At 60.7% G+C, this 26,218-nt stretch carries 27 protein-coding genes; 12 read left to right on the forward strand and 15 right to left on the reverse strand.

Annotated features, from left to right (window positions below):
* Positions 1-21: 21 nt before the first annotated feature.
* Entirely contained in the window at positions 22-246 is a 225-nt protein-coding gene (locus ACR0DA_RS07605) for a GTA head formation protein, RCAP_rcc01685 family (protein ID WP_093962401.1), read from the reverse strand.
* Positions 239-1,411 (reverse strand): phage portal protein, encoded by a 1,173-nt coding sequence (locus ACR0DA_RS07610; protein ID WP_480753488.1) that lies wholly within the window; start codon positions 1,409-1,411, stop codon positions 239-241. The genes ACR0DA_RS07605 and ACR0DA_RS07610 overlap by 8 nt, the downstream gene beginning before the upstream one ends.
* A 192-nt stretch (positions 1,412-1,603) precedes the next feature.
* Here ACR0DA_RS07610 and ACR0DA_RS07615 point away from each other — a divergent pair, with 192 nt between their 5' ends.
* Positions 1,604-2,446, forward strand: a complete 843-nt coding sequence (locus ACR0DA_RS07615; protein ID WP_480753489.1) for an SDR family NAD(P)-dependent oxidoreductase — start codon at positions 1,604-1,606, stop codon at positions 2,444-2,446.
* Here the strand turns inward: ACR0DA_RS07615 and ACR0DA_RS07620 are convergent, their stop codons facing one another.
* A complete protein-coding gene (locus ACR0DA_RS07620) occupies positions 2,447-3,817 on the reverse strand; it encodes a DNA-packaging protein (RefSeq protein ID WP_480753915.1) in 1,371 nt (456 codons plus the stop codon).
* A 592-nt stretch (positions 3,818-4,409) separates the two neighbouring features.
* Here ACR0DA_RS07620 and ACR0DA_RS07625 point away from each other — a divergent pair.
* Together ACR0DA_RS07625 and ACR0DA_RS07630 are read left to right on the forward strand one after the other, a co-directional pair.
* Entirely contained in the window at positions 4,410-4,709 is a 300-nt protein-coding gene (locus ACR0DA_RS07625; protein WP_480753490.1) for a hypothetical protein, read from the forward strand.
* Positions 4,710-5,018: 309 nt separating this feature from the next.
* Positions 5,019-6,269 (forward strand): DEAD/DEAH box helicase, encoded by a 1,251-nt coding sequence (locus ACR0DA_RS07630; protein ID WP_170340027.1) that lies wholly within the window; start codon positions 5,019-5,021, stop codon positions 6,267-6,269.
* Positions 6,270-6,385: 116 nt separating this feature from the next.
* Here ACR0DA_RS07630 and mltG read toward each other — a convergent pair whose 3' ends face one another.
* From mltG to fabD, 7 genes are all read right to left on the reverse strand, one after another.
* Positions 6,386-7,546, reverse strand: a complete 1,161-nt coding sequence (gene mltG / locus ACR0DA_RS07635) for an endolytic transglycosylase MltG (RefSeq protein WP_170338572.1) — start codon at positions 7,544-7,546, stop codon at positions 6,386-6,388.
* Positions 7,547-8,812 (reverse strand): beta-ketoacyl-ACP synthase II, encoded by a 1,266-nt coding sequence (fabF, locus tag ACR0DA_RS07640; protein WP_170338075.1) that lies wholly within the window; start codon positions 8,810-8,812, stop codon positions 7,547-7,549.
* Between the two features lie 195 nt (positions 8,813-9,007).
* Positions 9,008-9,751 (reverse strand): 1-(5-phosphoribosyl)-5-[(5-phosphoribosylamino)methylideneamino]imidazole-4-carboxamide isomerase, encoded by a 744-nt coding sequence (locus ACR0DA_RS07645; RefSeq protein ID WP_480753492.1) that lies wholly within the window; start codon positions 9,749-9,751, stop codon positions 9,008-9,010.
* A 123-nt stretch (positions 9,752-9,874) separates the two neighbouring features.
* Positions 9,875-10,414: a GNAT family N-acetyltransferase gene (locus ACR0DA_RS07650; protein WP_093962408.1), complete on the reverse strand. Its 540-nt coding sequence runs from the start codon at positions 10,412-10,414 to the stop codon at positions 9,875-9,877.
* A 138-nt stretch (positions 10,415-10,552) separates the two neighbouring features.
* Positions 10,553-10,786, reverse strand: coding sequence for an acyl carrier protein (locus ACR0DA_RS07655; protein WP_005982462.1), 234 nt, complete (start codon positions 10,784-10,786; stop codon positions 10,553-10,555).
* Positions 10,787-10,996: 210 nt separating this feature from the next.
* The gene (gene fabG, locus ACR0DA_RS07660) at positions 10,997-11,734 is read right to left on the reverse strand and encodes a 3-oxoacyl-[acyl-carrier-protein] reductase (RefSeq protein ID WP_170338567.1); all 738 of its coding nucleotides are present in this window, start codon (positions 11,732-11,734) and stop codon (positions 10,997-10,999) included.
* A gap of 41 nt (positions 11,735-11,775) precedes the next feature.
* The gene (gene fabD / locus ACR0DA_RS07665) at positions 11,776-12,714 is read right to left on the reverse strand and encodes an ACP S-malonyltransferase (protein ID WP_170338067.1); all 939 of its coding nucleotides are present in this window, start codon (positions 12,712-12,714) and stop codon (positions 11,776-11,778) included.
* 172 nt (positions 12,715-12,886) lie between these two features.
* Here fabD and ACR0DA_RS07670 point away from each other — a divergent pair, with 172 nt between their 5' ends.
* Entirely contained in the window at positions 12,887-14,116 is a 1,230-nt protein-coding gene (locus tag ACR0DA_RS07670; RefSeq protein WP_480753494.1) for a cytochrome b/b6 domain-containing protein, read from the forward strand.
* Positions 14,117-14,182: 66 nt separating this feature from the next.
* Here ACR0DA_RS07670 and ACR0DA_RS07675 read toward each other — a convergent pair whose 3' ends face one another.
* Together ACR0DA_RS07675 and ACR0DA_RS07680 are read right to left on the reverse strand one after the other, a co-directional pair.
* Entirely contained in the window at positions 14,183-14,755 is a 573-nt protein-coding gene (locus ACR0DA_RS07675) for a YceI family protein (protein ID WP_170599482.1), read from the reverse strand.
* A 127-nt stretch (positions 14,756-14,882) separates the two neighbouring features.
* Positions 14,883-15,392, reverse strand: coding sequence for a hypothetical protein (locus tag ACR0DA_RS07680; protein ID WP_254430700.1), 510 nt, complete (start codon positions 15,390-15,392; stop codon positions 14,883-14,885).
* Between the two features lie 280 nt (positions 15,393-15,672).
* On the opposite strand from ACR0DA_RS07680, the gene rpsF reads away from it, so the two are divergent.
* From rpsF to ACR0DA_RS07710, 6 genes are all read left to right on the forward strand, one after another.
* On the forward strand, positions 15,673-16,026 hold the full coding sequence (gene rpsF, locus ACR0DA_RS07685) for a 30S ribosomal protein S6 (RefSeq protein WP_093962413.1): 354 nt from the start codon (positions 15,673-15,675) through the stop codon (positions 16,024-16,026).
* A gap of 28 nt (positions 16,027-16,054) precedes the next feature.
* Entirely contained in the window at positions 16,055-16,282 is a 228-nt protein-coding gene (gene rpsR / locus ACR0DA_RS07690; RefSeq protein ID WP_005608650.1) for a 30S ribosomal protein S18, read from the forward strand.
* A gap of 12 nt (positions 16,283-16,294) precedes the next feature.
* Positions 16,295-16,915, forward strand: coding sequence for a 50S ribosomal protein L9 (gene rplI, locus ACR0DA_RS07695; protein WP_093962414.1), 621 nt, complete (start codon positions 16,295-16,297; stop codon positions 16,913-16,915).
* A 149-nt stretch (positions 16,916-17,064) separates the two neighbouring features.
* A complete protein-coding gene (locus ACR0DA_RS07700; protein ID WP_170372326.1) occupies positions 17,065-17,547 on the forward strand; it encodes a lytic transglycosylase domain-containing protein in 483 nt (160 codons plus the stop codon).
* Between the two features lie 226 nt (positions 17,548-17,773).
* Positions 17,774-18,475 carry a helix-turn-helix transcriptional regulator gene (locus tag ACR0DA_RS07705; protein ID WP_170338055.1) on the forward strand — a complete coding sequence of 234 codons (702 nt, stop codon included), beginning with the start codon at positions 17,774-17,776 and terminating at the stop codon, positions 18,473-18,475.
* Positions 18,476-18,570: 95 nt separating this feature from the next.
* Complete coding sequence (locus ACR0DA_RS07710; RefSeq protein WP_480753495.1) at positions 18,571-19,434, forward strand: acyl-homoserine-lactone synthase; 864 nt, start codon at positions 18,571-18,573, stop codon at positions 19,432-19,434.
* Between the two features lie 226 nt (positions 19,435-19,660).
* Here ACR0DA_RS07710 and tig read toward each other — a convergent pair whose 3' ends face one another.
* The 3 genes from tig to ACR0DA_RS07725 form a co-directional block, all read right to left on the reverse strand.
* Positions 19,661-20,992: a trigger factor gene (gene tig / locus ACR0DA_RS07715; protein ID WP_480753497.1), complete on the reverse strand. Its 1,332-nt coding sequence runs from the start codon at positions 20,990-20,992 to the stop codon at positions 19,661-19,663.
* Positions 20,993-21,178: 186 nt separating this feature from the next.
* Positions 21,179-22,300, reverse strand: a complete 1,122-nt coding sequence (locus ACR0DA_RS07720; protein WP_093962418.1) for a porin — start codon at positions 22,298-22,300, stop codon at positions 21,179-21,181.
* A gap of 308 nt (positions 22,301-22,608) precedes the next feature.
* Positions 22,609-24,201, reverse strand: a complete 1,593-nt coding sequence (locus ACR0DA_RS07725) for an NAD(P)H-hydrate dehydratase (protein ID WP_480753499.1) — start codon at positions 24,199-24,201, stop codon at positions 22,609-22,611.
* A 169-nt stretch (positions 24,202-24,370) separates the two neighbouring features.
* On the opposite strand from ACR0DA_RS07725, the gene ACR0DA_RS07730 reads away from it, so the two are divergent.
* Both ACR0DA_RS07730 and glnA read left to right on the forward strand, forming a co-directional pair.
* On the forward strand, positions 24,371-24,709 hold the full coding sequence (locus ACR0DA_RS07730) for a P-II family nitrogen regulator (protein WP_093962420.1): 339 nt from the start codon (positions 24,371-24,373) through the stop codon (positions 24,707-24,709).
* Between the two features lie 31 nt (positions 24,710-24,740).
* Positions 24,741-26,147, forward strand: coding sequence for a type I glutamate--ammonia ligase (gene glnA / locus ACR0DA_RS07735; RefSeq protein ID WP_093962421.1), 1,407 nt, complete (start codon positions 24,741-24,743; stop codon positions 26,145-26,147).
* Positions 26,148-26,218: the final 71 nt, after the last annotated feature.

Raw genomic sequence — 26,218 nt, forward strand, 5'->3', positions numbered from 1 at the left:
ACTCCTCGTAAGCCACTGAATTCATGGCGCTACCGTCAGGAAAGACTGGAACGCCTGCGCCAGGATCACCGCCGCCACGCCATAGACCGTCAGCCACAACCGCCGCTCCAGCCGTTCCATCATTTCCTCGATCTGATCCAGTCGCCTGCACAGATGCGCATGCTGGATCTCGGCCACCCTCTCGTGCGCGGCCAGACGCAGGCCCGGCGCGCAGTCAAAGGGCGGGTATCCCGGCGTGTCAGCCATCCGCCGTCTCCGCCAGCGCCGGCAGGCCCAGCAGAGCACGCTTTTCGGCATCCGTCAGGAAATCGGCATTGGCCACCCGCGCCCATTGCGCGTCACGCTCCGTCGCCAGCGCCGGCACCTGGTCCAGATCGGGCTTCAGCACCCGATCTTCGCCGGTAAAGCCCGACAACCAGTCCGACAACGCCGCCGCCACCCGCGTCACCAGGGGCAGAACGGTCAGGCGATAGAACGCCCGGTTGGCCTCCTGATAGTTCGAATAGGTCGCGTCCCCCTGGATCCCCAGCAGCATCGGCGGGACACCGAAGGCCAGCGCGATCTCGCGGGCGGCGGCTTCCTTGGTCTTCTGAAACTCCATGTCCGAGGGGGAAAAGCCCATCGGCTTCCAATCCAGCCCCCCTTCCAGAACCATCGGACGCCCGGCGTTGCGCGCCCCGCGATAGTTCGCCTCGATCTCGTCGCTCAGGCGGCGGAACTGTTCCTCGGTCATCGCGCCCTGCCCGTCGCCGCCCTTCCACACCAGCGCGCCCGAAGGCCGCGCGGCATTGTCCAGCAGCGATTTCGACCAGCGCGAGGCGCTGTTGTGCACGTCGATCGCCATCGCCGCCGCCTGCATGGGCGAGAACCCATAATGGTCATCCTGCGGGTGGAACGACTTGATATGGCAGATGGCTTCAGCCGGGAACCGGTGCGTCTTGCCCCCGGCGGTATAGTCATAGGCCTTGGGCCAGCCATCCGCCCCCGGCACCACGCTCATCCGGTCCGAGCGCAGCACATGCAGCTCGACCGGCAGCCCGCCCTCGGCCCGCACCGCCTCGACATAGGCGTTGCCCGACAGCAGCAGCTGCCCGAACAGCGCCTCCAGCAGCTCGGCCTTGCCCTGCGCCGCGTTCGGACGGCGCATCAGGCGCAGAACCGGGTGCGTCTCGTACCGCTGCGCATCGTCCTGCAGGACCAGAGGCAGCGCCGCCGCGGCCTCGGCAATCAGCTTGACCGACCGGAACCCCACCGGGTTGCCCGAGAACCCCGTGCGCGTCAGCGAGACGGTGTCCCGCGGGCTCCAGGCCACGCGGCCGCCGGTCTGCCAGGCCACCACCGGCCCGGCTGCGCTTGCTTTTGCCTCAGGGGCTTTCTCAGCCGATCCACGACGCAAGAAATCGAATACCATGTCCAGATGCTCCTTTCTGCCGCCGCTCTGCCCGGCTTGTTGAAAGGAGTTATGACGGAAAGATCTTTAAGCCTCGGGAATGGGGCGTTCGGCGGTTGCGCAACGGCTCTGGAACGTGTGCCCGCAGGATAAACCTCGGCATCCGACGGAAATGCGCTATCCTCTGCATTTGAGCATCACGAGGGGCCAGCCATGTATGAAAGCGCAGTGAAGACCGGAGGGATCGCTGTCGTGACCGGCGCCGCCAGCGGAGTCGGTCGCGTCGCGGCACAACGTTTTGCCCAGGCCGGGCTGGACGTCATACTCGCCGACCTTCCGGGACAGGCGCTCGACGCAACAACGGAAGACCTGAAGGCAGGTCTTGACGCAGTAAACATCACCGCGGTGCCGACGGATGTCACCTCGCAAGCCGACATGGAAAACCTGGCCGACACAGCTTTCGCCGCCGGGCAGGTTGCCGTCTTGACGAACAATGCAGGGATCAGCCTGCCGACGAAAGCATGGGAGTCATTCGACAACTGGCAGAAAATTCTCGACGTAAACTTTCTAGGGGTCCTGCGCGGCATCCACGCCTTCCTGCCCCGCATGATCGAGGCGGACCGCCCGGCCGTCGTCATCAACACCGGGTCAAAGCAGGGGATCACCGCCCCGCCGGGCAACCCCGGCTACAATGTCTCAAAAGCCGCCGTCAAAACGCTGACCGAACAGCTCGCGCACGAGCTGCGCGAGTCCGGCGCGCCGATCACCGCGCATCTCTTTGTTCCGGGCTTCACCTATACCGGCATGATCGCGTCATTCCTGCCGGAAAAACCAGCCGCAGCCTGGACCAGCGAGCAAACCGTTGACTATTTCCTCGACCGCATGTCCCAGGGCGATTTCTACATCCTCTGCCCCGACAACGACGTCGATGCCGAACGCGACCGCCGCCGGGTTCAATGGGCTGCCGAGGACATCATCCACAATCGCCCCGCCCTCTCGCGCTGGCACCCCGACTACGCCGAGGCCTTCGCCAAGTTCGAAAAGCCCGAGGGCTGATCACAAAACCCGCACCCTCGGCCGCCGGTATGCCGCTGCCGGCGCCACCACCAGCTCATGCAACGCCCAGACCAGCGCATCGACCCGGTCGGGCGAGCCCTGCCCCTCGAACCCCCGCGCGGTCATCTGGCACATCTGCTCCTCCAGCGCGTCCAGCCCGGCCACATGGAACACCCGTCCCTGTTCATACAGCGCCGCCACCGGCTCGGCCCGCGCCACCTTCCCGCGCGAGGCCCGCACCGCCCGGAACGGAACCAGAGGGTCCACCTGCCGCACCACCTCTTCCACCAACTGCCCGCCCTGGTTGACCTCGGCCACCAACCGTTCGGCCCCGAACTCGTCCATCGCGTCGATCGCCGCGCGCGCCCAGCCCGCCGGGCCAGCGCCCTGCACCGTCCGGTCGGCCAGCACATAGGCGCGCCAGTCCTCGGGCGGCCCCTGCACCTGCGCGCCGACCACCACGATCCCGCAGGCATCCGCGCCCGATCCGCTCGTCACCGCCGGGTCCAGCGCCACCACCACGCGGTCCAGCTCGGGCACCGCCTTGACCCGCGCCGCATCCAGCATCGAGCCAGTCCACAACGCCCCCTCGGCATCGGCCAGCAGCACCCCGTCCAACTCCTGCCGCCCCAGCCGGGTGCCCGCATAACGCGCGCGCACCTCCTGCAAAAAGGACTCCGCCAGGTTAGCCCGGTTCGCCTCGGTCGGCGCATGGGTCATCACCGTCGACGGTGCCGCCAACAGGTCCTTCAGCACCTTCACGTTGCGCGGCGTCGTGGTCACGCAGACCCGCGGCCGCTCACCCAGTCGCAGCGCGAATTGCAGCATGTCCCAGGTCTCGCCTGCCTTTTTCCACTTGGCCAGCTCATCCACCCAGGCCGCATCGAACTGCGGCCCCCGCAGCCCCTCGGGGTCATGAGCCGAAAAGGCCTGTGCCTCGGCACCGTTGGGCCAGACCAGCTTGCGTTCCGACGCCTTCCACTGCGGTCGCCGGTCAGGCGGAGAGCACTGCATGATTCCGCTGTCGCCAAAGATCATCACGTCCCGCACCTGGTCAAAGGTCTCACCCACCAGCGCCACGCGCCGGGCCTCACCCTCATCAAACGGCTTGGCCCCCTCGACCACGGATCGCACCCACTCTGCCCCGGCCCGCGTCTTGCCCGCGCCACGCCCGCCCATGATAACCCAAGACCGCCAGTCGCCCTCGGGCGGCAGTTGATGCGGCAGCGCCCAGAACTCGAACAGGAAAGGGAGGGCACATAGCCCTCCCTCCCCGATCTCACTCAGAAACCTGTCCCGCACCGCAGCAGGCGCGGAGGCGAGCCAATCGGCACCCGATCTCAGATCGGGCCCGCTCCAGGTCGAGCGCATAGCCCCCTTGGGCAATTCCCGCTTGTCTGTGACATTGTTCGACAAAGCTTGTCTCCACTTTCTGGCAACTTCGGATCAGCCCCTCTAGCTGCCCGAGTTGTCTGGCTGAACTCGCCAGGTCTGCATCCTCCCCGGTCTCGATCCGCTTGCGCAGGTCTTCCGCCGCTTGCCGCAAACCGCGAATAGACACCTCCAACGACTGCAACAGCTCGGCCGTCCGGGACATCCGCTCTTCCGGGGTAATCAAAGTCATGTTTGCCTGTGACCTCATGCGTGAGTGATCTCCGCACGAGAGAAATGAAAAACGGCCGCCGGGTCGCCCCGGGGCCGTTGCCCACTTCTTCTAGCATGACACAACTTATACGCGAAATCGGGCGCTCAGTCAAGCTCCGACGCAACAGCGCGCAACAAGTAACGCACTGCCAGTGTTAACAAAATCCTTATCCAGCTCAGGGACCGCAACCAATTCTGTGATCGGCAAGATTTCCGCGACGGAGTAATTCCCGTCGTGCGTTTCAAAAACGGATTGCACACGCAATCTGCATAAACACCAAGAACCGCAAACATACGAAAAACTTCTGAAGGACAAAAAATGTACCATCCCCTCAGCTATGTCTCGGTAATCTGTCTGGGAGGCCTGATGCTCTTCGGCACAGTGGCGCAGGCTCAGACAGGGCACCGCGGACCTGATCTTGGCAAGATCGCCAGCGAGATTGGCGTTCCGCAATCTGCGCTCCAAAGCTGCCTGGGCGATCGTCCCAAGCCCGGCAAGCGCCCCGAGCGCCCTGACGCGGGTATAATTGCTTCGTGCCTGTCCAAGGCCGGGCACCCCTCCACCGCACAGGCAGTCGAAAAGGCGCTGGCTGCCGCCGCCTCGACGCCTCGTCGTTGACCATCCATTTGCAACGGATAGGACACCGGCAGCCTTGACTGCCGGTGTTGGCTTGACATTCGCCTCAGCAGCGCTCATCTACGCCACAGCGCTGCCGCGTGAGCACGCGGACCGAACCGAGGTCCGAGATAGCGCCCAATTTTCCCAGTTCCCATTCACGCAGGGTTCTTGACGCAAAAGCCGGATGTTGCGGGACTCGCCCGCAAATCCTGAGGCTGCGCACACTCCCTGCCGGTCGTGCAATCCGCACGGCCAGCTACTCTTGTTCGCGCACGGCCAATGCCGGCGCGGATTACAAAGGAAGACGACTTGTTCGATTTCGACATGCTCGGCCTCGCGCCGGCACTGAACGACGCGCTCGAGCGCGCAAATTTCACTCAACCCACACCGATCCAGAACCAGGCCATCCCGTTGGCCTTGGAAGGACATGACATTCTGGGCCTTGCCCAGACCGGCACCGGCAAGACGCTGGCCTTTGGCCTGCCGCTGATCGACCACCTTCTGGCGCAGCCCGGCAAACCGGCGCCGAAGACTGCCAAGGCCCTGATCCTCGCCCCAACCCGCGAACTGGTGAACCAGATCGCTGAAAGCCTCCGCACGCTTACCAAAAAGACGAAACTGCGCGTGGCCACAGTTGTTGGCGGACAGTCGATCAACAAACAGATCATGTTCCTGTCGCGTGGGACCGATATTCTTGTCGCGACCCCCGGTCGTTTGATCGACCTGATGGAACGTGGCGCGGTCGATCTCGGCTCGGTTCGGCACCTAGTTCTGGATGAGGCCGACCAGATGCTGGACCTCGGCTTCATCCACGCTCTGCGCAAAATCGCGCCGCAACTGGGCACTCCGCGCCAGACCATGCTGTTCTCGGCCACCATGCCGAAGCAGATGGAGGAACTCAGCCGCGCCTACCTGACCAACCCGCAACGGGTACAGGTCTCGCCTCCGGGCAAGGCGGCCGACAAGATCACCCAGTCGGTGCATTTCGTTGAAAAGCCGGGAAAACCCGCTAAGCTGCGCGAGATCCTTTCGCGTGATACCGACGCCCTGACGCTTGTGTTCTCCCGGACCAAGCATGGTGCGGAAAAGCTGATGAAAGGGTTGGTGGCCGACGGCTACAACGCAGCATCGATCCATGGCAACAAGAGCCAGGGCCAGCGGGATCGCGCCATCAAGGCCTTCCGCGCCGGCGAGATCACAGTTCTGGTTGCAACCGACGTGGCAGCCCGTGGCATCGACATTCCCGGGGTGGCCTATGTCATCAACTATGACCTGCCGGACGTTCCTGACAACTATGTGCACCGCATTGGCCGCACCGCTCGGGCCGGCCGCGAAGGCGAAGCCATCGCCTTCTGTGCACCAGATGAATTTGATCTGCTGCGTCAGATTCAGAAATTGATGAAGATCGAGATCCCGGTCGCCAGCGGAGCGGCACCCGAAGCCGCAGAGGCCGCCAAGCCCGGCAATCGCCAGCGCAATCGACGCCGTGGCCCGAAACCGCAGGGCACAAATGGCCCCGCCAACCGTCGGCGCCGTCCGCGCCGCAAATCGGCCGCATAAAAAAACTGCGCGCATGTCTCCATGCGCGCAGTTTTTTTCCAGGATTTTGACTTTTTATTTCTCAGGCGGGTTGTCCGCCTGATTTATGCCGGCTCTGCTCTCGACCAGCGAGCGGATCAGTTACCCGAATTGTTCCGCTCGGCTTCGATCTCACGCCATTTGGCAACGTTTCGGTTGTGTTCCTGCAGTGTCTTGGCGAAGGCATGGCCGCCGGTTCCATCTGCGACGAAGAACACGAAATCGGTCTCGTCTGGCGCCACGGCAGCTTGCAAGCTGGCCAGACCCGGGTTGGCAATCGGTGTGGGCGGCAACCCATCGATCAAATACGTGTTCCACGGCGTATTCCGCCGAAGCTCGCTGCGGCGAAGGCCTCGGCCCAGCGTGCCCTGACCCTTGGTCACGCCGTAGATCACCGTGGGATCTGTCTGCAGCTTCATGCCTTGCTTCAGGCGGTTCACAAAGACGCTGGCAACCTGACCGCGCTCTTCCGGAATGCCTGTCTCCTTCTCGATGATCGAGGCGAGGATCAGCATTTCTTCGGGGCTGGACAGGGGCAAACCGTCTTGACGCGTCTCCCAAACCCGCGCAATCCGCTCTTGCTGTCGGTCCTGCATCTTTTGCAGCAAAGCCGTTCGCTCATCACCCGGTGAGATTTCGTAGCTGTCCGGGGCCAACATGCCTTCAGGCGGAATTTCCGAGACCTCTCCGGTCAGGGCATCCACCGCCTTCAGCCCCTCAACGACCTGCCAACTGGTGACACCTTCGGCCAAGGACACGCGGTATCGCGTATCGGCTTGGTTACGCTTTTCCTGATAGACTTCAGGGACTTCGTCCTCACCAACGACAAATGACGCGACTTCGACGAAATTCAATGTTGCAGGGTCCAGCTCGCGAACCCGCGTCTGAGTGCGGGTCACACCGATGCGGTACTCGACCTCGGTTCCGCATGTGCTGGCGCCGCTGCGGGTGACTTCGTCGATGATTTCCGCCATCGAAGCGCCTTCGGGGATCAGGAAACTACCCGCTTTCAGCTGCTGCGACTTGTCGGTGTAGTCTGCCGCCATACGAAAGATCGTTGCGCTGCTGATCGCGCCCTGATCTTCAAGATCACGGCTGACTTTGTTCATGTTCGAACCACCCTTCACCCTAAGGCAAATGGCGGTATCGAGCGGGCCCTCGGCCTTGTACTGCGACTGCCCCCAAAGGATCAGACCGCCAAGAAGAAACATGGCGACCACAAGAAAGGTCAGCGCATTGGATGCCAGAGCCCGCCACATTTACGATGCTTTCCCGAAAATCACGCTGGCATTGGTGCCACCGAAGCCGAATGAATTCGACAGCGCCACGTTGATTTCCCGCTCGCGCTTGGCATTCGGCGCAAGGTCGATCGGCGTTTCCACCGCCGGGTTGTCCAGATTGATCGTCGGCGGGGCGACCTGATCGCGGATCGCAAGGATCGAGAAGATCGCCTCGATCGCGCCCGCGGCCCCCAGCAAGTGCCCGGTGGCCGATTTGGTCGAACTCATCGTCGCCTTGCTGGCATGTTCGCCCAGCAGCCGTTCAACGGCCCCCAGTTCGATCGTGTCGGCCATGGTCGAGGTGCCATGCGCGTTGATATAGTCCAGATCCTTCGGCTCGAGCCCTGCGCTGCGCAGTGCCGCCTTCATCGAGCGTTCCGCCCCGTCGCCATCCTCGGCCGGCGCCGTGATGTGATAGGCATCGCCCGACATCCCATAGCCCAGAACCTCGGCATAGATTTTGGCGCCGCGGGCCACGGCATGCTCGTATTCCTCCAGAACCACGATGCCGGCGCCCTCGCCCATCACGAAACCGTCGCGGTCGACGTCATAGGGGCGGCTGGCGGCCTTGGGGTTGTCGGCATATTTGGTAGACAGCGCCTTGCAGGCGTTGAAACCGGCAATCCCGATCTCGCAGATGCAGCCTTCGCCGCCGCCGGCGATCATCACGTCGGCATCTCCCGACCGGATGATCCGGCTGGCATCGCCGATCGCGTGGGCACCGGTCGAACAGGCGGTCACCACCGAATGGTTCGGACCCTTGAAGCCAAAGCGGATCGAGACCTGACCCGAGGCCAGGTTGATCAGCGCGCCCGGGATGAAGAACGGCGACACGCGGCGCGGGCCCTTGTCACGGATCAGGTTGGCGGTTTCCGCGATCGAGCCCAGACCACCGATGCCCGACCCGATCAGAACGCCGGTGCGCAGACGTTCTTCCTCGTCCTCGGGCAGCCAGTTGGCGTCCTTGCAGGCCATCTCTGCCGCAGCGATCGAATACAGAATGAAATCCTCGATCTTGCGTTGTTCCTTGGGCGGCATCCAGTCATCGGGGTTGAAGGTCCCGTTGGTCCCGTCACCGCGGGGCACCTCGCAGGCATAGGTCGTGGTGACCCCTGCGGCTTCGGCATCGAACAAGGTGATCGGGCCGGCACCTGACTCTCCGGCCAGCAGCCGCGACCAGGTTTCCTCGACCCCACTGGCCAGTGGAGTGACCAATCCCAGACCGGTTACAACGACTCTGCGCATGAAATGCCTCTTGCCTGCTTCCTGTTTGAGAAACGCTCATACCCCGGCCCGGGGTCCGGGGGCAAGAGCAACAGCGTATTCCGCACCGGCAGCTTGCCGCCTGCCCCCGCGCCATACGCCGCGCCCGGCCAGAGGAGAACTACGCGGGTCGCCCCCGACGACCTGTCAGGGGCGGCTCGGATGGATTAGGCTGCGTTACTGGAACTGTGCCACTGGTTCATGGGCGGTTTTGGCCACTGCCAATGCCTCGGACAGGTCGACCGTCTTACGGAACAGCGCCCGCCCGACCAACGCGCCCGAGATATTGGGAATGTAGGCCAGACGCGAGATGTCGTCGCTGCTGCGCACGACGCCGCTGGCGATCACCGGTGTGCGCGAATGCGCGGCCAGCCCCGAAATCAGGCCCAGCTGCGCCTCGACATCCACCATGTCGCTGTCGATATCGGTGACCAGAATGGCAGCCATCGGAGCATCCGCAAAAGCTTCGATGAAAGCCTCCGGGGTGAACGCGCTTTGGGTGCGCCAGCCATCCGTCATCACGTAGCCCTGCCACACGTCCACCGCCAACACGATCTGGTCTGGGTATAGCTTGGCCAACTCTTTGAACAGATGGGGATCACGCGCCGCCAAGGTGCCGATCACGATGCGGCCCGCCCCTTTGTCGATCCAACGCTCGACCTGCTCGCGCGAGCGGAACCCGCCCGCCAGTTGAACAGGCAGCTCGGCGCTGCGGATGATCTGTTCGACCAGCGCAGAGTTCGTGTCCCGCCCCTCGATCGCATCGAAATCGGTCAGGTGCATCCACTCGGCACCTGCGGCGGCCCAGCCTTGGGCCGTTTCCACCGGATCGACATGCCAGATCATCGGTTCGTCCAGACGGCCCTTGTCCAGCGTGACACAGCGGCCGCTCTGCAATTCCATTGTAGGATAAACCCTCATGAGCACACTCCTCCGCTCAATCGTTCCGGATATCCACAATAGCATACTGGTCGCGCGCAGGTTCGCGTTTCTCAGTTTCGGCAAACGACGATCCGTTTGCGTCACCGCGAAAAAAGAAGCGTTTCAGTTCCGGGCCGGAGGGCCGTCGCGTCGAAACAGTTTCACCGGGCTGTCCCGATACTCTGTCTCGCGCAGCAATTTATACCCAAGCTTGGCCGCCAACTTTTGCGAGGCCTCATGATCCGCGTCAATCATCGACACCAACGGCCCGGGCATGATCCGGTCGAACCAGTCATGCGCGGCCTGAACGGCCTCGTGCCCATATCCCAGGCCATGCGCCTCGGGCGCCAACACCCAACCGGCCTCGGGGAAGGTGTCGAAATCCTCGCCCAGACAGCGGTTGCCGTAAAAGAACCCTGCCTGACCTATCAATTTGCGATTCGCCTGCAAGAACACGGCCCATTGCCCGAATCCAGCCATCTGCCAGTGTCCCGCATTGCGCAGGAACGCGTCCCACGCCTCGCCACGGGTGCGGGGTTTGCCCCCGATATGACGCACCACGCAGGGGTCACGCCAAATCTCCGCGAACCGTTCAAAGTCCTCGGGGCGCATTGCGCACATCATCAGGCGCGCGGTGTTGATCATCGGGGCGGATCTTTTCATGCCCTTACCCGGTGTTTTGTTGCCTCATCGCAAACAGTGCAAACCGATTTTCCACGAGGCAAGCGGGAATTCGAGCGGGCAAAAAAAAACGGCGCTTCCGTTGCCCGGAAGCGCCGTTTTCGGTCAAATTCAAAGCGATCAGGAAGCTTCGCTGATGAACTTCACGGCGTCGCCGAAGGTTTGGATGGTCTCGGCTGCATCATCGGGGATCTCGATGCCGAACTCTTCTTCGAAAGCCATGACCAGCTCAACGGTGTCCAGGCTGTCCGCGCCCAGATCGTCGATGAAGGACGCGTTCTCGGTGACTTTGTCCTCTTCAACACCCAGGTGCTCAACAACGATCTTTTTAACGCGATCTGCGACGTCGCTCATGTCTATTCCTCATTCCATTTCAGGGCGGTCTGCCCGGTTCTGCCCTTGCCCGCTCGGGGTGGCCTTGGTTTGCCCGATCCGGGCGGTTTGGGTCCCGGGTCTCCGGGAAAGTAGAAGGCCGACCTGAACGACCGGCCCCTGATTACATGCGCCGCCTATAGCACAGACGACGCAAGAGGCAAACGCTTTCGCATCTGCCCCTGGCTGCGCCTACAACATGGCCATGCCGCCGTTCACATGCAAGGTGGTTCCGGTAACATAGCCCGCTTCGGGGCTTGCAAGGTACAGAACGGCCGCCGCAATTTCAGATGGCTCGCCCATCCGACCGGCGGGAACTTGCGTCAGGATGCCGGATTTCTGCTCATCGGTCAGCTTGTCGGTCATCGCGGTCGTAATGAAACCCGGCGCGACGGCATTGGCGGTGATGCCACGGCTCGCGACCTCGTAGGCCAGCGACTTGGTCATGCCGACCATGCCCGCCTTGGACGCGGCATAGTTCACCTGACCCGGGTTGCCGGTTGCACCAACAACGGACGAGATGTTGATGATGCGGCCCCAGCGCGCCTTCATCATGCCCCGCAGCACACCCTTGCACAGCTTGGCGGTAGCGGTCAGGTTCACGTCGATCACGCTCTGCCATTCCTCGTCGGACATGCGCATGAAGATGTTGTCGCGGGTGATGCCTGCATTGTTGACCAGAATATCAACGGACCCCATGGCATCGGCGGCCTGTTTCGGCAACGCGGCCACGGCCTCGGGATCACCCAGATTGCACGGCAGGACATGAGCGCGCTCGCCCAGTTCATCCGCCAGCTTCTGCAGCGGTTCGACGCGCGTGCCGGACAGACCAACAGTAGCCCCTGCGGCGTGCAAGGTGCGTGCAATCTCGCCCCCGATCCCGCCCGAAGCCCCGGTGATAAGGGCGCATTTTCCAGTCAAATCAAACATACCGGTATCCTTTTCGAGTGTCCTGTCGGACCAGCTTTGAGTTAATCGCCTGCCTGCAGCGCTTTTTGAACGTCTTCCGGCGTGCCAACGGCGGAGCAGGCCACGGACCGATCGATCTTGCGGATCATGCCCGACAGAGCCTTGCCCGCACCGATCTCCCACGCTTCGGTCACACCCTGCGCCACCATGTACTGAACGGATTCGCGCCACCGGACCGAACCGGTGACCTGCTCGACCAGCAATTGCCGGATCAGGTCGGGATCGGTGACCGCCTCGGCGCGGACATTGGCAACCAGTGGAACCGCCGGCGCCTTGATTTCGACTCCCGCCAGAGCTTCGGCCATCACGTCGGCGGCAGGCTGCATCAGGGCACAATGGAACGGAGCGCTGACCGGCAGCATCACAGCGCGCTTCGCGCCCTTTTCCTTGGCGATTTCAGCGGCGCGTTCAACGGCAGCTTTGGCACCCGAAACCACGACCTGCGTGGGGTCATTGTCATTGGCAGCCTGGCACACCTCGCCCTGTGCGGCCTCTTCGGCCACGGCGCGAACGGCGTCGAGATCCAGTCCCAGGATCGCGGCCATCGCGCCCTCGCCCACTGGAACGGCGCTCTGCATGGCTTGACCGCGAGTGCGTAGCAGGCGGGCCGTATCGGCCACGCTCAGCGCGCCGGCTGCGGCAAGGGCCGAGTATTCGCCCAGCGAATGACCGGCCACGAAGGCGGCCCGTGTCACATCGACCCCTTCGGCCTCAAGCGCGCGCATCGCCGCCATCGATGTGGCCATCAACGCCGGCTGCGCGTTCTGCGTCAGAGTCAGGGTCTCGATGTCGCCATCCCAGATCAGGCTGCTGAGGCTTTCGCCCAGCGCTTCGTCCACCTCGTCAAACACGGCCTTGGCGGCCGGATAAGCGTCGGCCAGCGCCTTGCCCATGCCGATGGTCTGGGCGCCCTGCCCCGGAAAAACGAACGCAAGTGTCATTGCAACCTCTTGGATGACGTTAGGTTGCGCCGGGGTGTAAACCGAGTGAGGTTCCGGCACAAGCACTGCCTGCACTCTGCGTGACGGCACCGGGTCTGTGCGCCACACGCTATTGTCTATGTGCGTCACACGGTTACCTTGGCCACAGCAGAAAACCCGGAGCGCAAGATCAATGTCCCTAACCAACACCAATGTCAGCTATGGCAGCGTGACCAAGACATTCCACTGGCTGACCGCATTGTTGATCTTCACCGCCTTGCCCTTGGGGTGGTTCGCCAACAACCTGGCCCATGCAATCTATGACCCGACCATCCCCACCACCGAGGCCGATCTTGCCCAAGCCGCACGGCTGTTTTCCCTGCACAAAACCGTTGGGATCACCGTCTTCTTCGTTGCGCTGGCACGCATTCTCTGGTCGCTCACCCAAACCAAGCCCGGACTGCTGAACGCCGACAACAAGCCCGAGGCCTTTGCGGCTGAAACGGTCCATTGGCTGCTGTACGGGTCCTTGGTTCTGGTTCCTCTGTCGGGTTGGATCGACCACGCTGCTACCGAAGGCTTTGCGCCCATCCTCTGGCCATTTGGGCAGAACCTGCCACTGGTGCCCAAGTCCGAGCATCTGGCCGAGGTGATGGCAACGCTGCACTGGCTTTTCATGCTGGTTCTCGTCGCAGCTTTGACCCTGCATATCGCCGGAGCACTGAAACACCACGTCATCGACAAGGACAGCACCCTGCGGCGAATGTTGCCCGGGGCGTCCGCTGCGCCGGTTCCGCCGGAACAGAAGCACTCGATGGTTCCCGCCGCGGCTGCTGGGCTTGTCTGGGTTGGCGTTCTGTCAGCCGGCCTACTGACCGGCAGTTTTTCAGGTAAGCCTGATGCCGAGGTTGAAACGGCCGAGTTGGCGGCGGTTCAATCGGATTGGCAGGTGGAAGAAGGCACGCTTACCATCACGATCACTCAGTTGGGCAACCCTGTTACCGGTCAGTTTTCAGACTGGACCGCCGCAATCACGTTTGACGACCCCGTCGAACCCGGTCCGGCCGGGTCGGTAGAGGTCAGGGTCTCCATCGGGTCTTTAAGCCTGGGTACGGTAACCGATCAGGCCATGGGAGCTGATTTCTTCGACAAGTCGCAATTCCCGACGGCCCAGTTCGATGCCGAGATCTACAAAACCGAAACGGGGTATGAAGCAAGGGGCCCGCTGACCATCCGCGATCAAACACTGGACGTTGTATTGCCCTTCTCTTTGGACATCAAAGGCGAGACTGCCAAAATGTCCGGCAGGATGGACCTCAACCGCCTCGACTTCGGGGTTGGCCAATCGATGCCGAAAGAGGATTCGTTGGCCTTCGCCGTCACCGTTTCGGTCGAGTTGACGGCAACACGTAACGCTCAGTAAGCCGACGACACGAAAAAACCGCCGGGGCATCGGCCACCGGCGGTTTCTCTAGTTCTGAAGCCCGGATCAGTCGGCCTTCTGCGCCTCGACCGAAATCGCGATGGCAACTTCATCTCCGACGAAAGGCGCGAACTTGCCCAGTTCGAAATCGCTGCGCACCAGGGTGGTGGTGGCATCGAACCCGGCCCAAGGCTTGCCCGCCATCGGATGCTCGCCGACCTGATTCAGCTTGGCGTCCAGAACCACTGGCTTGGTCACACCATTCAAGGTCAGGTCCCCGGTGATCTTTGCGGTGTTCTCACCCGTCACCTCGATCGAGGTCGAGGTAAATGTCACCATTTCCTCGGCGGTCGCCGCGAAGAAATCTTCGGACATGAAATGATCTTCACGGGGCTTCCAGCCGGTGATCATCTCGACCACGGGCATCGAAACCGTCACGCTCGACGCTGCAGGATCTTCCTGATCAAACATGATTTCGCCCTCGAAACCCGAGAACATGCCGGTGGTGGTCGAAAAGCCAAGATGGTTGTAGCTGAAAACAACCTGGCTGTGGCTCGGGTCCAGAACGTATTTTTCCGGGGCCGCGATGGCCGAGGTCGCCGCCGTGGCAAGTGCTGCTGCAATAAGGGTGGATTTCATGACAATCTCCGAAAGTTTTCAAAGCGCAAACCGGTTGGGTTGCTCCAAAACAAAGATGTGCCGCCCATGGGCGGCACACAACCTTCATTCTCTCACAAATTCTGTTCCTCAATGAACAGAATAAAATTCAGGCGAAAATTGTTACGCTTCCGCTGAGTTGCCCTTTCAGCGCTCGGCTGACATCCGCCGATTCCAGCGGCAGCTTCATCAGAAGGCTGCCATCGACTTCAAAGAGTTCAACCTGGTCGTCCACGAACCGGGCTCCGCCCAAAGTATCGTAGCTGCGGCGCAGTACGGTCTGCGGACGCCCGTTTTCGTTCTTCTGCAGCACCCGAACCTCGCGGCGGATCGGGTCGAAATATGCGTCGGGGCGCGGATCCAGAACCTCGATGGTCAGCAGGCTCACCCCGAGGATCAGGAACATCAGAGACGCGGCCAGCTTGATGGTCCAGACGTCGGCCCCGATGACCGAACCCGGCATCAGCCACATCGAAAAGGCCGATACGATCAGAAATGCACCCAGCACACGGAACAGGACCAACCGGGCCTTCCAATTCGGTGCAAAGGAAATAAGCACGGGCACGGATTTGTCGTATGCTGCGCCGGCTGCGGACTGTTGAAATGTGTTCGTGTTCATGACGGCCATCGCTTTTGCCCTGTCCAAGTTTCTTGAGACCCCCCGGGTAACGCCGGGCTTGCAAACAACCTCAAGCCGAAAAGCGTCAGGATTTGGGCAGCCCAAAGGTAATTGGGCGGCGTGAGAAAGGCATTCATGGCAGGGCTTGCCCCCCATCCAGAAACGTGTATACGGGGCCATCCTTCGCAATACGCATGAACCGCGCAGCCTCTCGTGGCAGGGTCGCGAAGGGTTGCTGGCCCCGCCTATGAAATGCGCCTTGATATAAACAGGAGTGAACATGCCACTGTATGAGCATGTAATGATCGCGCGTCAGGATCTGTCCAACGCGCAGGCCGAGGGCCTGATCGAACACTTTGGCACCGTACTGGCTGACAACGGCGGCAAGATCGTCGACAGCGAGTACTGGGGCGTCAAAACGATGGCCTACAAGATCAACAAAAACCGCAAGGGCCACTATGCCTTCCTGAAGACCGACGCACCGTCGGGCGCCGTTCAGGAAATGGAGCGCCTGATGCGCCTGCATGAAGACGTGATGCGCGTTCTGACCATCAAGGTCGACGAACATCCCGAGGGCCCCTCGGTCCAGATGCAGAAGCGCGATGAGCGCGATGGCCGCCGCGAGCGCCGTTGATCAACGCCTGAGGAAAGGACACCAAACCATGGCCGCAAAACCGTTTTTCCGCCGCCGCAAGGTCTGCCCGTTCTCGGGCGAGAACGCGCCGAAGATCGACTACAAAGACACCCGTCTGCTGCAGCGCTATATTTCCGAGCGTGGCAAGATCGTGCCTTCGCGCATCACCGCCGTTTCGGCAAAGAAGCAGCGTGAACTGGCCCGCGCCATCAAGCGCGCCCGCTTCCTCGCCCTGCTGCCCTACGCCGTGAAGTAAGGAGAGACTGATATGCAAGTTATCCTTCTGGAACGCGTTGCGAAACTGGGTCAGATGGGCGATGTCGTCGACGTCAAGCCCGGCTACGCCCGCAATTTCCTGCTGCCGCAAGGCAAAGCGCTGAGCGCGTCCGAGGCCAACATCGCCTCGTTCGAAGCCCAGAAAGCACAGCTGGAAGCCCGCAACCTGGAAACCAAGAAAGAAGCTGAAGCTCTGGCTGAAAAGCTGGACGGTCAGCAGTTCATCGTGATTCGCTCGGCATCGGACGCCGGTGCGCTGTACGGCTCGGTCACCCCGCGTGACGCAGCCGATGCCGCGACCGCTGCTGGCTTCACTGTTGACAAGAAGCAGGTCGTTCTGGTCTCGCCGATCAAAGAGCTGGGTCTGCACACGGTTTCCGTCAAGCTGCACCCCGAGGTCGAGGTCGAAATCAAACTGAACGTTGCCCGCTCGGAAGAAGAAGCCGAACTTCAGGCATCGGGCAAGTCGATCCAGGAACTGGCCGCTGAAGAAGAGGCTGCCGCAGATTTTGAAATCGCGGAACTGTTCGACGACATCGGCTCGGCCGCTTCGGAAGACGAAGAATTGGTTGCCGCCGACGCTTCGACCGAAGAAGACGAACCCAAAGCCTGATCCGATCAGGTCTGTTGATCTTAAAGGCCGCGCTGCATTGCGCGGCCTTTTTCTTTCTACTGGCAATTTTTGGCCACCGCAGCGCGCCGGACTTGCGACCCGGGGCCACTTTCGTATCATCCAGCCGCGTAACAACCCGGAGAAGTTGCATGGCAAAGGTCCTGCGTCGAATATTGCTTTCAGTGCTTCTGGCTGCCCCGATTGCCGCCTGCAGCGACCCATCTGGCAAAGCGACGAAGGAACAGGCATTCGAGCCGCCGCTCTACCCTAACGAAACGCCTGAATTGCGCGAGTCGATCAACAAATGGGCTGATCACTATGAACTGCCGCGGGAACTGGTCCATAAGCTGGCGATCCGCGAAAGCACGCATCGCCCCTGGGCGACGAACCGGCCATACTACGGCCTGCTGCAGATCCTTCCCGCCACCGCTCGTTCGATGGGCTACAAGGGCGACGCCAAGGGGCTTCTGGATGCGGACACCAATCTGGAATACGCGGGCAAGTATCTTCGCGGGGCCTGGATGCTGGCCGACGGCGACCAGCAGCGCGCGATCTTCCTCTATGCAAAGGGGTACTACCCCGAAGCCAAGGCTCGCGGAATGCTGGTTGAAACCGGCTTGCGGTCAGAATAGCGTCAACGGGGCAATCGACACCTGTTTATACAGCGTCCAATTTGACCGCGAATACCTCACAGGATGAAATAATCCGGAGGTTGTCTGTTGCCATTAGCACTCAATAACTCCATGTGATATGTACAAATGGGTTGCGCAATCTGTTCAGATTGACGCAACGTAGGCTGTGATACGGACAGATACGGCATTTTTCGGGGGAAATGCCGATGGGACAAAGGTTGGACGAGTGAAACTTATTGACTTGGCCACAATTGATCATGATGAACGGTCGGCTTACGACATAATTAATTCTGTCTGCAACGAACTTGGATTCGACTATGCGTCCTATGCGACGACCCATCCCGTGAATGGTGACGTCCAAGGTTACGCAAACTACCCGGATGAGTGGAAGATCCACTACGCCACGCAAGGCTATCATCACCTTGATCCCACCCTGTACCAGTCGGCGCTCAGCATCGCGCCGGTTGACTGGGGCCGCTTCAATCACGACGACAAGTTCAACGCGGTGTTCCGTGACGCTCATGATTTCGGGATCACCGACCGCGGCCTGACGGTTCCGGTTCGGGGGCCTTATGGCGAAACTGGCTTGCTCAGCGTGACCAAGGATTGCACGGACGAGGAATGGAAAAAGCTTAAAAAGCACGTGATGGGCGACCTCCAGATGGCCGCGGTTCACGCACATGACACCGTCATGCAATCTGGCCTTTTGGCCAAGGCTCTATACCTTCCGACCCTATCCTCGCGCGAAAAAGAAATCCTGCAATGGGTCGCCGAGGGCAAGTCCCAGCAGGATATCGGAGATATTCTGTGCATTTCGCACCGGACGGTCGAGGTGCATATGCGTTCCGGGCGAGAGAAACTGGGCGCACTTACGACCGCCCAGGCGATCGGTCGTGCCATTGGTCTGGGGTTAATTTACCCCGGTTAACAATTAAGGCAGAAAAATACGGGATATCCCCAATAGTCTTGTTTCGAAACTTGGTTAATCTGCTCCTTACGGTAACCAAACTGTAGGGGGATGGAATGATCATCGTTATTGATGGCATCAACCAGCATAAGTTCAAAGACGTCTTGGATGAGATGTTCAAGCTGCGAGCACGCGTGTTCGGGGATCGCTTGGGCTGGGAAGTGAACATCCAGGACGGGCGCGAATTCGATCAGTTCGACTCGCTCAATCCTGCACACGTGGTCAGCATCAACGACGAGGGGGACGTCGTTGGGTGCATGCGCCTCTTGCAGACGACCGGCCCGCACATGCTGGCCGATGTTTTCAGCTCAATCCTTGATGGCGAGCCGCCGATCCGCAGCGCCCAGGTCTGGGAAGCCACGCGGTTCTGCGTCGACACGAAACGGCTCGGCCGGGGACGTGGCAAGAATTCCGTATCCTATGTGACCAGTGAGGTCATGATTGGGTCATTCGAATACGCCCAGGAAGCTGGCGTGCTCGACTCGGTCGCGGTCATTGATCCGGTTATGAACCGGGTGCTGCAACGATCCGGAAATGCTCCGTACGACTATGTCGGAACGGCCAAGCCGATGGGCAAAGTGGTCGCAATGGCCGCTCTGATGGATTGCTCGGACGACCGTATCCAATCGATCCGCGAGTATTCGAGCATCGACTACGACGTGTTCCTGAGCGACGATCAGGCGCTCGACCTGTTCAATTCGGGTCAGCAAGCCAAGCTTGCACAGGCCGGTGCCGCAAATCTTGACCACCAGCCACTGACCGATCTTGAGAAATACTTCGTCGAGCAGATGCACGCTGCGACGACGAAAGAAGAAGTCCAGGCCGTACTCAAATTGATCGAGAGCCTGTCGGACCGCTTCACCCCAGAGCAGAAAACCGCTCTGTTGCAAACCCCCCGTGCTTTTGCTCATGAGGCCTGACCCCCTCACCTCATAAGTCCAAAAGCCACCCATGCGGAGCCGTCTCATTCCAGGCGGCTCCGCTCTAATTTTGGCAACCGATCCGCCGCTGGCGCCATACGTTCCGGTTCTCGGCGGCAACGAAAAAGGCCCTCCGAAGAGAGCCTGTTTTCATTTCATTCTGTCCGGACAATCGCCATTTGACAGACCGGGTGCGGCGGCACCCGGACCGACCAGTAAACGCGGCTTATTCCTCTTCGAGGGCTTCGATTGCCTTCTGCAGCTCTTCCTTGCTGACTTCCTTTTCGTTCACTTTGGCCAGCTCGACCACGTAGTCCACAACCTTGTCCTCAAAGATCGGCGCGCGCAGTTGCTGCTGCATCTGAGCGTTCTGCTGAACGAACTCGAAGAACTGACGCTCCTGACCCGGGTACTGGCGAGCCTGGTTCATGATCGCCTGGGTCATCTCGGCGTCGGTGACTTCGACTTCAGCCTTCTGGCCCAGCTCGGCCAGCAACAGGCCCAGACGCACGCGGCGCTCAGCCAGTTTGTTGTGCTCTTCGGTCGGCTCGATCTCATCGTGGTTGTGATCGGTCACCTCGGGGTTTTCTTCGTGCCACAGCTGATGTGCGATCTGCTTGGCTTCGGCTTCGACCAGGGTCGGCGGCAAGTCGAACGACACTTTCTCGTCCAGCGCGTCCAGCAGGGCGCGCTTCATCACCGCGCGCGACGCACCCGCGTATTCGGCTTCCAGACGTTCGGCAATCTGTGCCTTCAACGCAGCCAGATCCTCAGCGCCGAACTTCTGTGCCAGTTCGTCATTGATCTCGGCGGCAACAGGTTCCTTCACCTCTTTGATCGTGCAGGTAAACACGGCCTCTTTGCCGGCCAGGTGCTCGGCGCCGTATTCTTCGGGGAAGGTAACGGTGACGTCTTTGACTTCCTCGGCCTTCACGCCAACCAGCTGATCCTCGAAACCGGGGATGAAGCTGTTCGAGCCCAGCACCAGCGGGTAATCCTCGGCCGAACCGCCTTCGAAGGCCTCGCCGTCAACCTTGCCGACGAAATCGATGACGACCTGATCGCCTTCCTTCGCCTTTGATCCCTTGCGGCGGGCTTTGAAATCCTGAGCGGTTTCAGCCAGGTTCTGCAGGGCTTCTTCCACGGCTGCGTCGTCCGCCTTGACGACCAGCTTTTCCAGCTCGACCGATTTCAGGTCAACTTCGGGGATTTTCGGCAGGGCTTCATAGGACATTTCTACGTGAACGTCGTCGCCTTCTTTCCAGTCTTCGTTGGTCATCTTGACCTGGGGCTGCAGCGCCGGACGATCACCACTGTCTTCGAAGTGCTTGTTCATCGCACCGTCGATGGTTTCTTGCATTGCTTCGCCCAACAGGCGCTGGCCAAACTGCTTTTTCAGCAGTGCCATGGGAACCTTGCCCTTGCGGAAGCCTTTCATCTCGATTTCCGGCTGAGCTTCGATCAGTTTCTCATTGACCTTCTCGTCCAGCTCGGCGGCGGTGACAACGATGTTGTAGCCGCGTTTCAGACCCTCGTTCAGCGTCTCGGTAACCTGCATTCTGGTAGTCCCCATAGGATTCGGGGCGCGCAAAACGGGCGCGCCGGGCAAATTTGACGCCTTCTATTTGCCTAGCCGCCGAAGGGCAAGGGGCAAGGTGCCAGATTGGCCTTGTTTTGCCACCCTGCCCCACAAAAAACGCCCCGGACAGAGCCGGGGCGCCACGAATTCACAACAACATCAGGATCAGAACTTCCAGCGGGCCCCCAGGACCCAAGCTTCGTTCTTGTCAAACGACGTTCCGTCGTTGAAGTCGTGGTTGCGATATTTCAGGTAGGCATCGGTGTTGATGCTGTCGATGCGCTGCACCACTGCGATACCCCAGGACTCGGTGCTGGACCCGTCCGTGTTGAAATCGGAACCATCATAGTAGTCGATGCCGATACCAGTCTTACCCCAGGACACCCAATTATCCTCGTAGGCGATCTTGGTGTACCAGAAGTTGGGATCGCTTTCGCCCGACACGTTGTTTCGAGTACCGGCAGCAGCGGTGAAGCTGAAGCCGCTGGGCAGCAGCACCGATGCCGAGCCGATCGTGTCTTCACGGTCGCCGGAACCATCGTCGAAATCACGCACTGCATAGGCCACGCTTGCCGCGAACTCGACGCCACCGGCAAAGGTGTTGTTGTAGTTCAGAGCAACGTCGTAATAGTCGTCGTCATCACTGCTGGACAGGATGTTCTGACCATAGGCGAAGCTTGCCGAAAAGCCGCTGAAATCCGGCGTGTCATACCGCACGCGGCCACGACGCGCGCCGTCAAAGTTGCTGCTGGAGTCGCCGACGGTGATGTCGCTGAGGGTTCCGTCGGTTCCGCGGTAGAAGAAGCCCGAGTTTTCATCGTTGGTGAACGAATACAGCGCGGTGCCGACATAAGACAGGTCAGTTTCCGCTGCACCGTCAGACGCCATGCTGCCCTGACCGGCCGAGAATTTACCCCAGCCACCTTTCAGCGCAAAATCCACGTGACGAATGTCTTCCCGGGTCCAGCCGCTGAAATCGGTACCCAGCTGGTTCCACTCACTGGAGTTCGGCAGACCCAGCGCGGTTTCAAAGCGGAAGGTGAATTCGTTCTGGCCAAACGGCTGCATCAGGCTCAGGCCGACGCGGCTGTTGGACAAGTCGTTGTCCAGCAGGCGGGTATCGGTCTCTTGGCCGTCGTCAACCGAGATAATTGCCGGGTTGAACTGCCCATATAGCAGAACATAGCCACCGCTGTTGTTCTCGTATTTCAACTCTGCCGCGGCGGGGATGGCCGTGGTGGCCGCAAGAACAGCGGCGACTGAGGAGAGTTTGATATTCAATGTCATAGCACTCACCATGAAAGGTTCGGGTTTCAGGTACTGCCCAGATGTTCAGTGGAACTGTCCGGTTCCAGAGGCCCCTACGCCATTCAGCTCGATCATTGCAAATCCGCCACAAAGACAGAGTGGCAGCAAAGCAAAATTTCCGTGTTATCAATATTTTAACAACAAACGCATGCAGGCTTCAGACGGCCCGCAAGAGAATTCTGCCATCCGGCCATGCGTTTGGCAAACACTCGCTATGCATTTGCGCAGTCTTGACAGCAAAATCCTGCCGATATTCTAGCCTTGCGCCTTGGGAACACGCAAGAACTTCATATCTGAAGACGTTTGAGCACACCGGGCAGTTGCTCGGGAAGGTCTTCCGCGATCAATCCCGGGCCAAAAGCGCGCGCGCATTCCACGTGAAGCCAGACGGCGGTTTCGGCGGCATTCAGCGGGTGCAATCCACGTGCCAGCAGCCCGGTCAAAAAACCCGCCAACACGTCGCCCGCTCCTGCGGTCGCCAGCCACGGCGCGGCCCGATCATAGTGGGCTGAATGGATCGAGCACCGACCGTCCGGACCCGCAATCACAGTGTCCGGTCCCTTCAAAAGTACCACGCAACCTGCCCTGCCGGCCGCCTCGCGCACGGCATCAACCTTTGAGAAAGCTGGGCCATCCTTGGGGTGCAAGGAAAGCTTGGCCGAGATATCGGGGAACAGGCGGGCGAATTCGCCGCCGTGCGGTGTCAGGACGCAGTTTTCATGCAGGATCGCCATCAGTGACGCTTGATCTTCAGCAAATGCCGAAAGAGCGTCGGCATCCAGCACGGTTGCCCTTCCGGACTCCAATGCCACGGGGACCAGCGATCGGGCCTTGTCCAGGCCCAATCCGGGCCCGAGGCACAGCGCGTTCAGGCGTTGGTCCCGCAATGCAATGGCCAGCCCATCCGCGCCTGCGATCTGCTCAATCATGAGGGCGGTGACTTGGCTGGCGACTTCCTGCAATGCGGCGGGAGGGACACCCAGCGTGACAAGACCAGCGCCCACGCGCAACGCTCCGCGGGCAGCCAATCGCGGGGCACCTGTTCTACCTGTGTCGCCTGTCAGGATCAGCGCATGACCGTGGCCGTATTTGTGATCGAGAGCCGATTTCCGCAGATCAGGCAGATTTTCGGGGCCCAACAACACGCTCGGCCGTTGATCTGGCGTTTCTTCAACTGACAGAGCCGGCAGACCGATATCGACAACGGACATCCTGCCACAGCACTCTGGTCCCTCGGCCAGATAATGGCCCGGCTTTGCGGTATGAAACGTCACCGTCAGGTTGGCCGAAACGGCGCAGTCTTCGGGGGCAAATCCCTCGGACACCAGACGCCGACCACTGTCGGCACATAGGCCGCTGGGAATGTCCACACAGACGACACGTGGGCAACCACCTTCCGACTGTGACGCTCTCCACTGGCCCAGTTTACGCATTGTGCGGGGCAGCCCGGCTACCGGTCTCGTCAGCCCGGTTCCGAACAAGGCATCAACCGTCAGAACAGTATCTGAGCGGGCCGCGGCATAGGCATCAAGCGCGTCATCGGACAGCGCATGGCACGAACCCATCGCGCACCAGCGCTCATAATTCGCCCGCGCGTCTGCAGGCAACTTCTCGGGGTCGCCCAACAGGAAGAGGTCCACGACCCACCCCCACTCTTTCAGAATGCGCGCAACTACAAAACCGTCGCCGCCGTTGTTGCCCGGCCCGCACAACACCGCGGCCCGCCCAGACCCCGCCGCCAGGTCAGGCCATGTTTCAAAGACGGCCTCGACCACACCACGACCTGCGCGCTCCATCAGTTCCAGGCCGGTGACAAACCCGGATTCGATTGCGGCGCGTTCAGCCGCCCTCATCTGGGACGAAGTCAGCAGTTTTGGCATCCGAAACCCTCGCAAGATTCAAATCTGATTACTTTTTGTGCAACTTGCCTAAAATTTGGCCCATCACCCAGAATCCCTTCACCAGCAGACGGTCAATTCGGCAATCGCATTGCCGCCCGATCTTAGACGTGATCACTGCCATTCTGACAACCATGCGAGGTGAGCCCGGATGAAAAAGATCGAAGCGATCATCAAGCCGTTCAAATTGGACGAAGTGAAAGAGGCCCTGCAGGACGTTGGTGTCCAGGGCCTCAGCGTGATCGAAGTCAAGGGCTTCGGCCGCCAGAAAGGACACACCGAACTGTACCGCGGCGCGGAATATGTGGTGGACTTTCTGCCCAAGGTCAAAGTTGAGGTCGTTCTGGATGCCGATCAGGTCGATGCGGCCATCGAAGCCATCGTGTCGGCCGCCAAGACCGACAAGATCGGGGACGGCAAGATCTTTGTCTCGTCCGTTGAACAAGCCATTCGCATCCGGACCGGCGAGACCGGCTCGGACGCGCTGTAAAACCAATTCTGCAATCTAGAGGAACATAGTAATGAGCAAGGACGCAGTTCTTCAGCTGATCAAAGACGAGGGTGCCGAGTATGTCGACATCCGCTTCACCGATCCGCGTGGCAAGCTTCAGCACGTGACCGTCATGGCCGACCAGGTCGACGAAGACTTCCTTGAGGAAGGCTTCATGTTCGACGGCTCGTCCATCGCCGGCTGGAAGTCGATCGAAGCATCGGACATGAAACTGATGCCCGATACCGAAAGCGCGTATGTCGATCCCTTCTATGCGGAAAAGACAATCTGCCTGCACTGCTCGGTCGTGGAACCCGATACCGGTGAAGCCTATGAGCGTGACCCGCGCGGCACCGCGCAGAAGGCCGAAGCCTACCTGAAGTCTTCGGGCGTCGGCGACGTGGCTTACATGGGCCCCGAGGCCGAGTTCTTCCTGTTCGACGATGTCCGTTTCTCGAACAGCATCAACAAGGTGTCCTACGAAGTTGATGCAACCGACGCATCGTGGAACACCGACACCGAATACGAGATGGGCAACATGGGCCATCGTCCGGGCGTCAAGGGTGGCTACTTCCCGGTCAACCCGATCGACGAGGCGCAGGACCTGCGTTCGGAGATGCTGTCGACCATGAAGCGTCTTGGCATGAAGGTCGACAAGCACCACCACGAAGTGGCCTCGTGCCAGCACGAGTTGGGCCTGATCTTCGACAGCCTGACCAAGCAGGCGGACGAGCTGCAGAAATACAAGTACGTCATCCACAACGTCGCACACGCCTACGGCAAATCGGCCACTTTCATGCCGAAGCCGATCGCGGGTGACAACGGCACCGGCATGCACGTCAACATGTCGATCTGGAAAGACGGCAAGCCGCTGTTTGCCGGCGACAAATATGCCGACCTTTCAGACGAAGCCCTGTGGTTCATCGGCGGCATCCTCAAGCACGCCAAGACCCTGAACGCCTTCACCAACCCCTCGACCAACAGCTACAAGCGCCTGATCCCGGGCTTTGAAGCGCCGGTTCTGCGCGCCTACTCGGCCCGCAACCGTTCGGGTTGCGTCCGTATCCCGTGGACTGAATCGCCGAAAGCCAAGCGCGTCGAGGCCCGCTTCCCCGATCCGTCGGCAAACCCCTACCTGGCGTTTGCGGCACTGCTGATGGCCGGCCTGGACGGCATCAAGAACAAGATCGATCCGGGCGAAGCCATGGACAAGAACCTGTACGATCTGCCCGCCGAAGAACTGGCCGGTATCCCGACCGTCTGCGGCAGCCTGCGCGAGGCGCTGGAATGTCTGGCGGCCGATCACGACTTCCTGCTGCAGGGCGACGTGTTCACCAAAGACCAGATCGACGGCTACATCGCACTGAAGATGGAAGAGGTCGAAACCTACGAGCACACTCCGCACCCGGTCGAATACGGCATGTACTACAGCTGCTGACCCCGGTCGGAAGTCCAATGAAAAGACCTTGGGGGCGTCCTGTCGGGCGCCCCTTTTCAGTGGTGCAAGGC

Source organism: Ruegeria sp. CI8 (genome assembly GCF_056536865.1).